At 72.6% G+C, this 12,766-nt stretch carries 10 protein-coding genes; 8 read left to right on the forward strand and 2 right to left on the reverse strand.

Annotation, left to right across the window (positions count from 1 at the left end; all coding sequences use genetic code 11):
- Positions 1-560 precede the first annotated feature (560 nt).
- The 3 genes from ACGF4C_RS27615 (at position 561) to nudC (ending at position 6,635) form a co-directional block, all read left to right on the forward strand.
- Positions 561-4,205 carry a UvrD-helicase domain-containing protein gene (locus ACGF4C_RS27615; RefSeq protein WP_393569494.1) on the forward strand — a complete coding sequence of 1,215 codons (3,645 nt, stop codon included), beginning with the start codon at positions 561-563 and terminating at the stop codon, positions 4,203-4,205.
- Between the two features lie 10 nt (positions 4,206-4,215).
- Complete coding sequence (locus ACGF4C_RS27620; RefSeq protein ID WP_393569495.1) at positions 4,216-5,622, forward strand: dipeptidase; 1,407 nt, start codon at positions 4,216-4,218, stop codon at positions 5,620-5,622.
- Between the two features lie 77 nt (positions 5,623-5,699).
- Positions 5,700-6,635, forward strand: a complete 936-nt coding sequence (gene nudC / locus ACGF4C_RS27625; protein ID WP_030417137.1) for an NAD(+) diphosphatase — start codon at positions 5,700-5,702, stop codon at positions 6,633-6,635.
- Positions 6,636-6,801: 166 nt separating this feature from the next.
- Here nudC and ACGF4C_RS27630 read toward each other — a convergent pair whose 3' ends face one another.
- The gene (locus tag ACGF4C_RS27630; protein WP_201801654.1) at positions 6,802-7,047 is read right to left on the reverse strand and encodes a mycoredoxin; all 246 of its coding nucleotides are present in this window, start codon (positions 7,045-7,047) and stop codon (positions 6,802-6,804) included.
- 434 nt (positions 7,048-7,481) lie between these two features.
- Between ACGF4C_RS27630 and ACGF4C_RS27635 the strand changes: the two genes are divergently transcribed.
- The 5 genes from ACGF4C_RS27635 (at position 7,482) to ACGF4C_RS27655 (ending at position 11,296) form a co-directional block, all read left to right on the forward strand.
- Positions 7,482-9,710 carry an ATP-dependent DNA helicase UvrD2 gene (locus ACGF4C_RS27635; RefSeq protein ID WP_393569496.1) on the forward strand — a complete coding sequence of 743 codons (2,229 nt, stop codon included), beginning with the start codon at positions 7,482-7,484 and terminating at the stop codon, positions 9,708-9,710.
- 145 nt (positions 9,711-9,855) lie between these two features.
- On the forward strand, positions 9,856-10,185 hold the full coding sequence (locus tag ACGF4C_RS27640; protein WP_030413461.1) for a hypothetical protein: 330 nt from the start codon (positions 9,856-9,858) through the stop codon (positions 10,183-10,185).
- A gap of 116 nt (positions 10,186-10,301) precedes the next feature.
- Positions 10,302-10,655, forward strand: a complete 354-nt coding sequence (locus ACGF4C_RS27645) for a WhiB family transcriptional regulator (RefSeq protein ID WP_030413462.1) — start codon at positions 10,302-10,304, stop codon at positions 10,653-10,655.
- Positions 10,652-10,969: a hypothetical protein gene (locus ACGF4C_RS27650; RefSeq protein WP_030413463.1), complete on the forward strand. Its 318-nt coding sequence runs from the start codon at positions 10,652-10,654 to the stop codon at positions 10,967-10,969. Before ACGF4C_RS27645 ends, ACGF4C_RS27650 begins: the two co-directional genes overlap by 4 nt.
- Before the next feature lie 126 nt (positions 10,970-11,095).
- Positions 11,096-11,296: a hypothetical protein gene (locus tag ACGF4C_RS27655; RefSeq protein ID WP_362141008.1), complete on the forward strand. Its 201-nt coding sequence runs from the start codon at positions 11,096-11,098 to the stop codon at positions 11,294-11,296.
- 18 nt (positions 11,297-11,314) lie between these two features.
- On the opposite strand, the gene ACGF4C_RS27660 is transcribed toward ACGF4C_RS27655, so the two are convergent.
- Positions 11,315-12,763, reverse strand: coding sequence for an ABC1 kinase family protein (locus ACGF4C_RS27660; RefSeq protein WP_393569497.1), 1,449 nt, complete (start codon positions 12,761-12,763; stop codon positions 11,315-11,317).
- Positions 12,764-12,766 lie beyond the last annotated feature (3 nt).

Raw genomic sequence — 12,766 nt, forward strand, 5'->3', positions numbered from 1 at the left:
GTGTTTGGGACTGCTGACGCTTTACGTCCCAAACACCGGCCCCTCCGGCCCGTCCCCTCCCGTTGGGGGAGTGTGCGGGTAAGTGGGGGCGCGCGCCGTCGAGCACGCACCTGGTGGGCCGAATCGCCGGAATACCGCCCCAGCCCACTGCGTTGAGGCCCTGCAAGGGGCCCTCCCGACCCCTACGGGATCTGTTCGACCCACCCCTACGGGACCTCCCCCACGCCCACCCCCACCCACCCCCCTTCATCCCCTCACGGGAGGGGACAGACCGGAGGACGAAGTCTGTAGGGCTGGCACCGCACCCGACACCCACCCAGCCCGCCGCAGGCGCAACGGCGAACAACACCCGCGGCGGGAAAGACAGCTACGTACGGGGCGCCGCAAAGCGCCACGGCGAGCGAGCCCCGCGGCGGGACAGCCAACTACGTGGGACGCACCGCAAAGCGCAGCGGAACGGCGGGAAAGCCAGCTACGTGGGAGGCGCCGCAAAGCGCAGCGCCCCGCGGCGGGACAGACGGGTACGTGGGATGTCAGAAGGGACCGCTACCGTCTAAACCGTGAGACCGCGTATCACCGACCCCGAGCAGCTCAAGGAGCTGCTCGGGATTCCGTTCACCCCGGAGCAGACGGCCTGCATCACCGCGCCGCCCGCGCCGCAGGTCATCGTGGCCGGGGCCGGGTCCGGGAAGACCACGGTGATGGCCGCGCGGGTGGTGTGGCTGGTCGGCACCGGGCAGGTCGCCCCGGAGCAGGTCCTCGGGCTGACGTTCACGAACAAGGCCGCCGGCGAGCTCGCCGAGCGGGTCCGCGCCGCGCTCGTCAAGGCCGGGGTGACCGACCCGGAGCCCGTGCCGGGGAGCGCCGAGGCCGTCGCCGGCGAGCCGCGCATCTCGACGTACCACGCCTTCGCCGGCCAGCTCCTCAAGGACCACGGCCTGCGCATCGGCCTGGAACCCAGCGCCCGGCTGCTCGCCGACGCCACCCGCTTCCAGCTCGCCGCCCGCACCCTGCGCACCGCCCCCGGCCCCTATCCGGCGCTCACCACCTCCCTGCCCTCCCTCGTGGAGGACCTCCTCGCCCTGGACGCCGAGCTCGCCGAGCACCTCGTGGACCCGGCCGAGCTCCGCCGTTACGACACCGGCCTGCTCGCCGCCCTCGACGGGGTCAAGCTCACCAACGCCGACCTGCGCAAGGTCCCCGACACCGCCCGCGCCCGGCTGGAGCTCCTCGACCTCGTCGCCGCCTACCGCAGCGAGAAGCGCCGTCGCGATCTGCTCGACTTCGGTGACCAGATCGCCCAATCCGCGACCCTCGCCACCACCCGCCCCGAGGTGGGCCGGATCCTGCGCGACGAATTCCGGGTCGTCCTGCTCGACGAGTACCAGGACACCTCCGTCGCCCAGCGGCTGCTGCTCTCCGGCCTCTTCGGCGCCGCGAACGGCACCCCCACCGGACACGCCGTCACCGCCGTCGGCGACCCCTGCCAGGCCATCTACGGCTGGCGCGGCGCCTCCGTCGCCAACCTCGACGACTTCCCCGCCCACTTCCCCTTCGCGGACGGCACCCCCGCCCACCGGTACGCCCTCAGCGAGAACCGCCGCAGCGGCGGCCGCCTCCTCGACCTCGCCAACGGCCTCGCCGCCCCGCTCCGCCGTATGCACGAAGGCGTCGAAGCGCTCCGCCCCGCCCCCGGCGCCGAACGCGACGGCACCGTCCGCTGCGCCCTGCTGCCCACCCACGCCGAAGAACTCCGCTGGCTCGCCGACTCCCTCGCCCACCTCGTACGCACCGGCACCCCGCCCGGCGAGATCGCCGTCCTGTGCCGCACCGCCGGCGACTTCGCCCACATCCAGGGCGAACTGGTCGCCCGCGACATCCCCGTCGAGGTCGTCGGCCTCTCCGGACTGCTGCACCTCCCCGAGATCGCCGACCTCGTCGCCGTCTGCGAAGTGCTCCAGGACCCGACAGCCAACGCCTCCCTCGTCCGCCTCCTGATCGGCCCCCGCTGGCGGATCGGCCCCCGCGACCTCGCCCTCCTCGGGCGCCGCGCCCGCACCCTCGTCCACCACGGCGGCCCGTCCGACGACCCCGCCCAACGCCTCGCCGAAGCCGTCGCAGGCACCGACCCCGCCGAGACCCTCTCCCTCGCCGACGCCCTCGACACCTTCCTGGAGGCCGACGGCACCGACGACGGCCTGCCGTTCTCCGCCGAGGCCCGGGTGCGCTTCGCCCACCTCGCCGCCGAGCTCCGCGACCTCCGGCGCTCCCTGGGCGACCCCCTCATGGACGTCCTCCACCGGGTGCTCGCCACCACCGGCCTCGAAGTCGAACTCTCCGCGTCCCCGCACGCCCTCGCCGCCCGCCGCCGCGAAACCCTCGGCACCTTCCTCGACGTCGCCGCCGGATTCGCCGCCAAACAGGGCGGCGAATCCCTCGACGGCGACGCCACCCTCCTCGCCTTCCTCGGCTTCCTGCGCACCGCCGTCCAGTACGAGAAGGGCCTCGACAGCTCCCTGCTCGGCGGCGACAACACCGTCAAGGTGCTCACCGCCCACAAGTCCAAGGGCCTCGAATGGGACGTCGTCGCCGTCCCCGGCCTCGTCGCCAAGCAGTTCCCCAGCGAACAGTCCCGCGAGTCCTGGACCAGCCGCGCCAAGGTCCTGCCGCACGCCCTCCGCGGCGACGCCGCCACCCTCCCCGACGTCGAGGAATGGGCCGCCCGCGGCATCAAGGACTTCAAGGAGGCGATGAAGCACCACCAGCAGACCGAGGAACTCCGCCTCGGCTACGTCACCTTCACCCGCCCCCGCTCCCTGCTGCTCGGCTCCGGCCACTGGTGGGGCCCGCACCAGAAGCGGCCGCGCGGCCCGTCCGCCTTCCTGGAGGCGCTGCGCGAGCACTGCGAGGCCGGCCACGGGGAGATCGAGCACTGGGCCGACCCGCCCGAGGAGGGCGCCGAGAACCCCACCCTTGCCGAGACCGCCACCGAACAGGCCTGGCCGCTGCCGCTCGACCCCGCCGCCCTGGCCCGCCGCCGCACCGCAGCGGCCGCGGTCCGCAGCCACCTCGCCCGCCACCAGGCCCCGCAGCCACCCGCCGCTGTCTCCCCCGCCGTCCCCGCACCGTCCCCCGCCTACGACCCGGAGTGGCCACCGGCCCCACCGGAGGAGGAGTGGGCGGACGACCCGTACGGCATGCCGGAGGACGACCCGTACGGCGTGCCCGAGGACGACCCGTTCAACGAACCGGACCCGTTCGCCGTCGCTGAGGCGGACCCGTTCGACGACGTTCCGGGCATCGAGGACGTTCCGGAGGCCGTTCTCGAGGACGTTTCCGGTGCGGCAGACGCGCCCCCGCGGCCCCGTATCGTCGCCCAGCGCACCACCGAACCGGACCTCACCACCCCGGACCCCGCCCACCAGGACGAAGGGACCGACGAGCACACCGGCCCCCACCCGCTGCTCCCCGAGGAGCGCCGCATCCTCGGCTCCTGGGACCGCGACCTGGAGGCGCTCGCCGACGAGCTGCGCCGCTCCCGCGCCACCGTCCGCGAGGTCCCGCTGCCCGCCGCCCTCAGCGCCACCCAGCTGCTCCGCCTCGCCGCCGACCCGGACGGCTTCGCCCGCGAGCTGGCCCGCCCCATGCCGCGCCCGCCCCAGCCCGGCGCCCGCCGCGGCACCCGCTTCCACGCCTGGGTCGAGTCCCGCTTCGAGGAGCTCGCCCTCCCGCTGCTCGGCCCCGACGAACTGCCGGGCGCCGACGAGCCCGGTAACGACGGGCCCGACGCCGACCGGATCACCGACGAACACGACCTGGAAACCCTCAAGGAGGCGTTCGCCCGCACCCCCTACGCCCACCGCACCCCCTACCGCGTCGAGGCGCCGTTCCAGCTGATCCTCGCCGGACGGGTCATCCGTGGCCGGATCGACGCCGTCTACAAGGAGCGCGGCCCCGACGGCGACCGCTACGAGATCATCGACTGGAAGACCGGCCGCACCCAGAACGCCGACCCCCTCCAGCTCGCCGTCTACCGCCTCGCCTGGGCCGAACGCCACGGCCTGCCCCCGTCCGCCGTCGGTGCCGCCTTCCTCTACGTCCGCACCGGCGAGATCGTCCGGCCCGCCCGCCTCCCCGGCCGCGCCGGACTCGAACGCATCCTGCGGGGCGAGACCGACGACCGGCCTCCCCCGGAAGGCCGATAGGCTCGGTCGTATGAGCACAACCCCGGACAGCGCCGTCCGCGCGTACCTCGACAGCCACCGCGACGCCTTCCTCGACGACCTCGCCGAGTGGCTGCGCATCCCCTCCGTGTCCGCCGACCCGGACCGCGCCCCCGACGTACGCCGCAGCGCCGAATGGCTCGCCGCCAAGCTCACCGGCACCGGCTTCCCGACCGCCGAGATCTGGGAGACCGAGGGCGACGGCCTGCCCGCCGTCTTCGCCGAATGGCCCTCCGGCGACCCGTCCGCCCCCACCGTGCTCGTCTACGGCCACCACGACGTACAGCCCGCCGCCCGCGAGGACGGCTGGCACACCGACCCCTTCGCGCCGCAGGTCATCGACGGCAAGCTGTACGCCCGCGGCGCCGCCGACGACAAGGGCCAGGTGTTCTTCCACACCCTCGGCGTCCGCGCCCACCTCGCCGCCACCGGCCGCACCGCGCCCGCCGTCAACCTCAAGCTGCTGATCGAGGGCGAGGAGGAGTCCGGCTCCCCGAACTTCCCCGCCCTGATCGGCAAGCACGCCGACCGCCTCGCCTGCGACGCGGTGATCGTCTCCGACACCGGCATGTGGTCCAGGGACACCCCCACCGTCTGCACCGGCATGCGCGGACTGACGGACTGTCAGATCGATCTCTACGGCCCCGACCAGGACATCCACTCCGGCTCCTTCGGCGGCGCGGTGCCCAACCCCGCCACCGAGGCCGCCCGGCTGGCCGCCGCCCTCCACGACACCGACCGCAAGGTCGCCGTCCCCGGCTTCTACGACGGCGTGATCGCACTCACCGACCGCGAACGGGAACTCTTCGCCGAGCTGCCCTTCGACGAGGAGGAGTGGCTGCGCACCGCCCACTCCCACGCCACCCTCGGCGAGGCCGGCACCACCACCCTGGAACGCCTCTGGGCCCGCCCCACCGCCGAGGTCAACGGCATCGGCGGCGGCTACCAGGGCCCCGGCGGCAAGACCATCGTGCCGTCCACCGCCCAGCTGAAGCTGTCCTTCCGGCTGGTCGCCGGCCAGGACCCGGCCGCCGTCCAGCAGGCCGTACGCCACTGGGTCGCCGCACAGCTCCCGCCCGGCATCCGGCACGAGATCACCTTCTGGGGCGCCACCCGGCCCTGCCTCACCCCGCTCGACCACCCCGCGCTGCAGTCCGTCGTCCGCGCCATGGGACGCGCGTTCGGCCAGAAGATCCGCTTCACCCGCGAGGGCGGCTCCGGCCCGGCCGCCGACCTCCAGGACGTCCTCGGCGCCCCCGTCCTCTTCCTCGGCATCTCCGTCCCCTCCGACGGCTGGCACGCGCCGAACGAAAAGGTCGAACTCGACCTGCTGATGAAGGGCGTCGAAACCGCCGCCCACCTGTGGGGCGACCTGGCGGAGACCTGGCAGCGGACCTGACCGCCCCGCGCCCCGCCGCACCGTTCCGCGCCCGTACGCAGCAATCACCCACGCCACAGGGGGAGTTGGAAACAGCAGTGACCACCTGGACCGAGCACACCGCCGACCGGCCGATCACGTTCAGCGCGCCGAGCGGCATCGACCGCTCCGCCCATCACCGTCTCGACGAGGCATGGCTGGCGGCGGCCTGGAGCCACCCGACGACGCGCGTCTTCGTGGTGTCCGGCGGCCAGGCACTGATCGACGACACCCCCGACGGCCGCACCGAACTGATCATGACGCCGTCCTTCGAGGCGCCGCTGACCGAGGCCCACCGCTACTACCTCGGCACCGACGACGAGGGCGTCAGCTACTTCGCCCTCCAGAAGGACAGCCTGCCCGGCCGCATCGACCAGTCCGCGCGCCCGGCCGGGCTGCGTGAGGCGGGCCTCCTGCTGTCCCCCCGCGACGCCGGCCTGCTCGTCCACGCCGTCGCCCTGGAGAACTGGCAGCGGCTGCACCGCTTCTGCTCCCGCTGCGGCGAACGCACCGTGATCGCCGCCGCCGGCCACATCCGCCGCTGCCCCGCCTGCGGCGCCGAGCACTACCCGCGTACCGACCCGGCCGTGATCATGCTCGTCACCGACGAGGAGGACCGCGCCCTGCTCGGCCGCCAGGTCCACTGGCCCGAGGGCCGCTTCTCCACCCTCGCCGGATTCGTCGAGCCGGGGGAGTCCATCGAGCAGTCGGTGGCCCGTGAGGTCTACGAGGAGGCCGGCGTCGTCGTCGGGGACGTGGAGTACGTGGCCAGCCAGCCCTGGCCCTTCCCGTCCAGCCTGATGCTGGGCTTCATGGCCCGCGCCACCTCCGCCGAGATCCAGGTGGACGGCGAGGAGATCGAAGAGGCCCGCTGGTTCTCCCGCGAGGACCTCCGCGCCGCCTTCGAATCCGGCGAGGTCCTGCCGCCCTACGGCATCTCCATCGCCGCCCGCCTGATCGAGCTCTGGTACGGCAAGCCGCTGCCGAAGCCGTGACGGGGTGAGGCGGGCCGGCCTCACGCGTACCGGAGAGGGCCGCCGGCCGGTTCCGTCGCTGCTCGACGGAACCGGCCGACGGCCCTCAGATGCACGTGCATGTGCACGTCGGTCCCTCACCGGGACCTGAGGCGGCGGGCGCCTCAGGCGGCCCGCACCGCGGCCCTCAGGCCACGCCCACCTTCTGCTTGACCTGCGCCAGGGACGGGTTCGTCAGCGTCGTGCCGTCGGCGAAGAGCACGGTCGGCACCGTCTGGTTGCCGTCGTTGGCCTTCTCCACGAACGCCGCGGACTCCGGGTCCTGCTCGATGTTGATCTCGGTGTACGCGATTCCCTCACGGTCCATCTGGCTCTTCAGCCGACGGCAGTAACCGCACCAGGTGGTGCTGTACATCGTCACAGTGCCCGCCATGCGCCCCGCGCTCCTTCGTCAGTCGTCTGTCTCAGTCGTCTGTCTCGTACCGCCCACTCGGCGCGGTTCGTACCGGCCACTCGGCGCGGTTCGTACCGCCCACCGGCGCGGTCATGGGGCACAACGCATGGGAGGGGCGGGCAATTCCCGGGGGGCTTCGGCGGGGGCTTTCCTCGGGGGTCCCCCCCGGGCCCCCGCCCCACCCCCCACCCCCTCACCCACCCCGCAGCAGCCACCCCCTCACGCCATCACCGAGCCCGAGCCCCAGCCCCCATCTCCCCACCCAGACGCTCTCTCCGGCGTTGGTTCAAGCAAAGCACTCATCGTCGGCACGCGTCGGCGGCTGTCCACAGCGGTGGTGATGCGTACGACAGGGAGCGGGAGGCTGTGGACAGGCTTCCCTGGTGTCTCGGTGGACCTGGCAGCATGGCGGGGTGACAGCAGCAACGGACTCCTCTCTGTTCCCGCCGGCCCCGGACTCGGCCGACGGGGTGCTGGACGGGCTCGACCCGGAGCAGCGGGAGGTCGCGACGGCGCTGCACGGTCCGGTGTGTGTGCTGGCCGGTGCCGGTACGGGCAAGACGCGGGCGATCACCCATCGGATCGCGTACGGGGTGCGGGCCGGGATCCTGCAGCCCGCGAGTGTGCTGGCCGTCACGTTCACCGCGCGCGCGGCCGGCGAGATGCGGGGGAGGCTGCGCCAGCTCGGGGCGGGCGGGGTCCAGGCCCGGACGTTCCACTCGGCGGCGTTGCGGCAGCTGCAGTTCTTCTGGCCGAAGGCGGTGGGCGGCGAGCTTCCGCGGCTGCTGGAGCGGAAGGCACAGCTGGTGGCCGAGGCGGGCGCGCGGTGCCGGATCCGGCTGGACCGCAATGAGCTGCGCGACGTCACGGCCGAGATCGAGTGGTCCAAGGTCACCCAGACCGTGCCGGCCGACTATCCGGCCGCGGTCGCCAAGGCGGGCCGGGAGGCGCCGCGCGATCCGGCCGAGACGGGGCAGATCTACGCCACCTACGAGCAGCTCAAGCGGGACCGGGGCGCCATCGACTTCGAGGATGTGCTGTTGCTCACGGTCGGGGTGCTGCAGGACCGGCACGACATCGCCGAGCAGGTCCGGGCCCAGTACCAGCACTTCGTCGTCGACGAGTACCAGGACGTCAGCCCGCTCCAGCAGCGGCTGCTGGAGCTGTGGCTGGGGGACCGGGACAGTCTGTGTGTGGTCGGTGACGCCAGCCAGACGATCTACAGCTTCACCGGCGCCACCCCCGACCACCTCCTGAACTTCCGCACCCGCCATCCGCACGCCACCGTCGTCCGGCTGGTTCGCGACTACCGCTCCACCCCGCAGGTCGTGCATCTCGCGAACGGTCTGCTCTCGCAGGCCAAGGGGCGCGCGGCCGAGCACCGTCTGGAGCTGGTCTCGCAGCGCGAGCCCGGTCCGGAGCCGGTGTACACGGAGTACGCCGACGAGCCCGCGGAGGCGGAGGGCACCGCCCGCCGGGTCCGGGACCTGATCGCGTCGGGGGTGCCGGCCAGTGAGATCGCGGTGCTGTTCCGGGTCAACGCCCAGTCGGAGGTCTACGAGCAGGCGCTGGCCGATGTCGGCGTGCCGTACCAGCTGCGGGGTGCCGAGCGGTTCTTCCAGCGGCCGGAGGTGCGGGAGGCCGGCATCAAGCTGCGCGGCGCCGCCCGTTTCGGGGCGAACGACGCGCTGCTCGACGATGCGCTGGATCTGCCCTCGGAGGTGCGGGCGGTGCTCAGCGACATGGGCTGGAGGAACGAGCCGCCGGCCGGTTCGGGGGCGGTGCGGGACCGCTGGGAGTCGCTGGCGGCCCTGGTGCGGCTCGCCGAGGAGTTCGCCGGGGCCCGGTCCGGGGCCTCGTTGGCGGACTTCGTCGCCGAGCTGGACGAGCGGGCCAATGCGCAGCACGCGCCGACGGTCGAGGGGGTGACGCTGGCCTCCCTGCACGCCGCGAAGGGCCTGGAATGGGACGCCGTGTTCCTGGTGGGGCTGACCGAGGGCATGATGCCGATCACGTACGCCCGGACGGACGAGCAGCTGGAGGAGGAGCGCCGGCTGCTCTATGTGGGCGTCACCCGTGCGCGGCGTCATCTGGCGCTGTCGTGGTCGCTGGCGCGGTCCCCGGGGGGCCGGGCTTCCCGGAGTGCCAGCCGCTTCCTGACCGGGCTGCGGCCCGGTTCCGGGGCGGTGGCCGGGCGTCGTGCGCAGGGCGCGGTCCTGCGGGGCGTGGAGCGCGGCGGGGCGGCGGCTGCGGTGCCGCGGCGTCCGCGGGAGCGCCGTCCGGCCCGTTGCCGGGTGTGCAACCGGACGTTGACGGACGCGGGCGAGATGAAGCTGATGCGGTGTGAGGACTGCCCGTCGGAGCTCGACGAGGCGCTGTACGAGCGGCTGCACGCGTGGCGGGCGGAGGAGGCCGCCCGGTCCCGGCAGCCGGCGTACTGCATCTTCACGGACAAGACGCTGATGGCCATTGCCGAGGCGGTGCCGGGAACCGAATCGGAGCTCGCGGTCATCTCAGGTGTGGGGCGGCGCAAGTTCGACCGCTACGGCAGCGACGTGCTGGCGATCTGTGCCGGCGAGGAGCTCACGGGAGCCTCGGACGACGGGTCCGAAGGCGCCGCGGAAAACTCGTCGGAAAAATAGTTTGCGCGCGCGGAGCGCATCCCCATAGCCTTCGTGAGCAACGGAGACAACGGAACTTTCCGAGATCCGATGGATCCGTGCTGTACTTGAACGCCCTGGAGCGGGTTTTTCCGTTCCACCGAGACGCCGAGAGGAGGCGAGCCCAGTGATCAGCTTCATCGAGACGAACAAAATGACCGATCGCTCGGTCGTCGCCACCTGCACGCTCGGCTCCTCGCTCCGTGGCACCGGTCTGTCCGGCTTCGGCCGCCTTTCCGGTACCGAGGTCGCGCGCCCCGAGTCCCTCGCTGTGCTGACGCGCAGTGAGCGCACCGCGCGACCGACCGAGGCACCTGCGGCAGTAGCAGTCGTGGCCGAGGCGAATGCCTTTGCCTTCGCGGCGGCGGCCAACGGTGCCGAACCCCGGAAGCAGTACCAGAAGCAGCATGAGATGTGGGCCTACCGCGGCCTCGAACCCTGGAGAGATCCAGCCTGATCGGCAGATCAGGTCGGCACCTTCCAGGGCCGCGGAACCCACACCGGGATCCGCGGCCCTTTTGTTTGCCCCACGCGCCCGCCACCAGCGGGCCACACAGACGAGGAACACACACCGTGCAACTGCAGACGCACACCCCGTCCGTAGCAACCGACCTGATCCCTCCGCCCGACCCCCAGGAGAACTCCTTGCTGCCCCTCACCGAGCTCGACGACGAGATCGACCGCCTCGGCGCCGCTGTTCCGTGCCGCACCTACGACCCGGAGGTCTTCTTCGCGGAGTCCCCGGCCGACGTCGAGTACGCCAAGACGCTGTGCCAGTCCTGTCCGGTGCGTGAGGCCTGCCTGGCTGGCGCCAAGGACCGCCGTGAGCCCTGGGGTGTCTGGGGTGGCGAGCTCTTCGTCCAGGGCGTCGTGGTGCCGCGGAAGCGTCCGCGTGGCCGTCCGCGCAAGAACCCGGTTGCGGCATGAACACCACCGGCGCAGGAACGATCGACCGTCCCGTCACACGGGATCCCAAGAAGCAGGACCACACGATGAATCCGATCCTCACCGACACCCCCGTCCCCGCGAACGCCGACGCGATCGAGTCGCGTCAGAACAGGAACCACGCCATGCAACTCATCCCAGAAGCCCTGGCACGTGCGCATATGCATGAACGCCTGCGGGAGGCCGAGTCCGAACGCAGGGGGCACCGGCTCGCCGCCGCGCGGCGGATGCAGCGGCGTGCCGAGCGCGCGTCGCTCCGTGCCCGCCGTGCGCTGGCCATGGCCGTGATGCAGTAAGGCGGTGGGCAGGTCCGCGCGTCCGGCAGGGGTGCGCTGACACCACCTTCCACGGGGTCCGTCCGACAGGGCGGGCCCCGTGGTGCGTTGCGCCCCGGTTCACGTGGTTGACGGGGATATCGTCGGATGGTGAACCAGAAGACGCATCACGAGGCGGAGTTGGCCGACGGGAAGACGCGGTGTGCCGGCTGCGGCGCCGTCGCCGAGGACACACCGCCGACCTGGACCTGTTCCGTCGAGAACGGCGAGCGCCGTTACTTCTGCGACCGCTGTGCCCGGGAGAACATCCGGGCCATCGAGGGGCGCCTGGACTCCAGCTGGTGGTGAGGTACGGCCGGCGGGAGCTCAGGCGGTGGTCTCTTGGGCGGCCTCCTCGTCGATGTCCGTACCGGGGCCGGCGGGGTCCTCGTCCGGGCCGGGGCCGCTGCCGGTGAGGTCGCTGCCGGCCGGCTCGTGTTCGGGGACGAAGCCGGGCAGCCATGCCTCCAGCTCGTCCCGCAGCCGTACGGTCGCGCCGAGCTGGCACAGCACGCCGATGGTGCTCAGGGTCACCCGGTGGATCAGCAGGTACGCGGGCGGCAGGTTGAGCTGCTTGCCCAACTGGTGGGCGGGGGAGCGCGGATCGCCGACCCGGGCGGCCTGCCGGCGCATCCAGCCGCGGGTGAAGGTGAACGCGTCGACCTGCGCGGGCTCGATGATCGGAAGCAGATACTCCAGCACCGCGTCGGGGTCCAGCTCGATGGACTCCTTGACGAAGCCCTCCTCGCAGAGCAGTTGGTAGACCGCGTCCGCCTCGCCGTCCAGGGTCATCCGCAGCGAGGCGCCGATCGTGGCCGGCAGTCCGTCGGGCAGCCGGTCGACGGTGCCGAAGTCCAGCACGCCCAGCCGCCATTCGTCGGCCGGCCCGTCGGGGGTCTCGCCGGCCAGCAGCCGGAAGTTGCCCGGGTGCGGGTCGGCGTGCAGCAGCCCGGTGCGGGCCGGGCCGGAGAACAGGAAGCGGGCCAGCAGCTGGCCGGCGCGGTCCCGCTGCTCGTCCGTGCCGTCCGCGATCACCTCGGACAGTGGCATGCCGTCCATCCACTCCGTCACCAGTACCTGGTCGCGCTGGTGCACCACGGCCGGCACGACCACGTCCGGGTCGTCGGCGAACTCCTCGGCATGGGCCCGCTGGGCGTCCGCCTCCAGGGAGTAGTCCAGCTCCTCCGAGACCCGGTCGCGCAACTCGGTGATCAGCGGTTTGATGTCCATACCGGGCACGAGCGGGCCCAGCAGCCGGGCGAACCGGCTCAGCTGCGCCAGGTCCGACAGCAGCGCCTTGCCGGCGCCGGGGTACTGCACCTTGACGGCCACCTCGCGGCCGTCGTGCCAGACGGCGCGGTGCACCTGGCCGATGGAAGCCGCCGCGGCGGGTTTGTCCTCGAACTCCTCGAAGAGCTGCCGCCAGTCCTCGCCGAGCCGCTCCGCCAGTACGGCGTGGACCGTGCTCGTCGGCATCGGCGGCGCGGCTTCCTGAAGCTTCGTCAGGGCGGCGCGGTACGGGCCGGCGATCTCCTCGGGGAGGGCCGACTCGAACACGGACAGCGCCTGCCCGAACTTCATCGCCCCGCCCTTCAGCTCACCGAGGACCTTGAAGAGCTGTTCCGCGGTGCGCTGTTGGAGCTCCCGGCCGACGATCTCGGCGGATCTGCCACCGATCCGTTTGCCCAGGCCCCAGGTGGCGCGGCCGGCGAACCCCAGTGGCAGCGCGGCCAGCTTGGCGGTGCGGGTGACCGCCTTGCGGGGAAGATCAGACATGCG

Origin of the sequence: Streptomyces sp. NPDC048197 (assembly GCF_043202395.1) — a bacterium.
Taxonomy (GTDB): Bacteria; Actinomycetota; Actinomycetes; order Streptomycetales; family Streptomycetaceae; genus Streptomyces; species Streptomyces siderophoricus.

Bases quoted from the DNA above. Each gene is read 5' to 3' on its own strand.
- ACGF4C_RS27620 (WP_393569495.1), top strand. From the start codon at position 4,216: ATGAGCACAACCCCGGACAGCGCCGTCCGCGCGTACCTCGACAGCCAC.
- ACGF4C_RS27630 (WP_201801654.1), bottom strand. From the start codon at position 7,047: ATGGCGGGCACTGTGACGATGTACAGCACCACCTGGTGCGGTTACTGC.
- ACGF4C_RS27650 (WP_030413463.1), top strand. From the start codon at position 10,652: ATGAACACCACCGGCGCAGGAACGATCGACCGTCCCGTCACACGGGAT.
- ACGF4C_RS27655 (WP_362141008.1), top strand. From the start codon at position 11,096: ATGGTGAACCAGAAGACGCATCACGAGGCGGAGTTGGCCGACGGGAAG.
- ACGF4C_RS27660 (WP_393569497.1), bottom strand. From the start codon at position 12,763: ATGTCTGATCTTCCCCGCAAGGCGGTCACCCGCACCGCCAAGCTGGCC.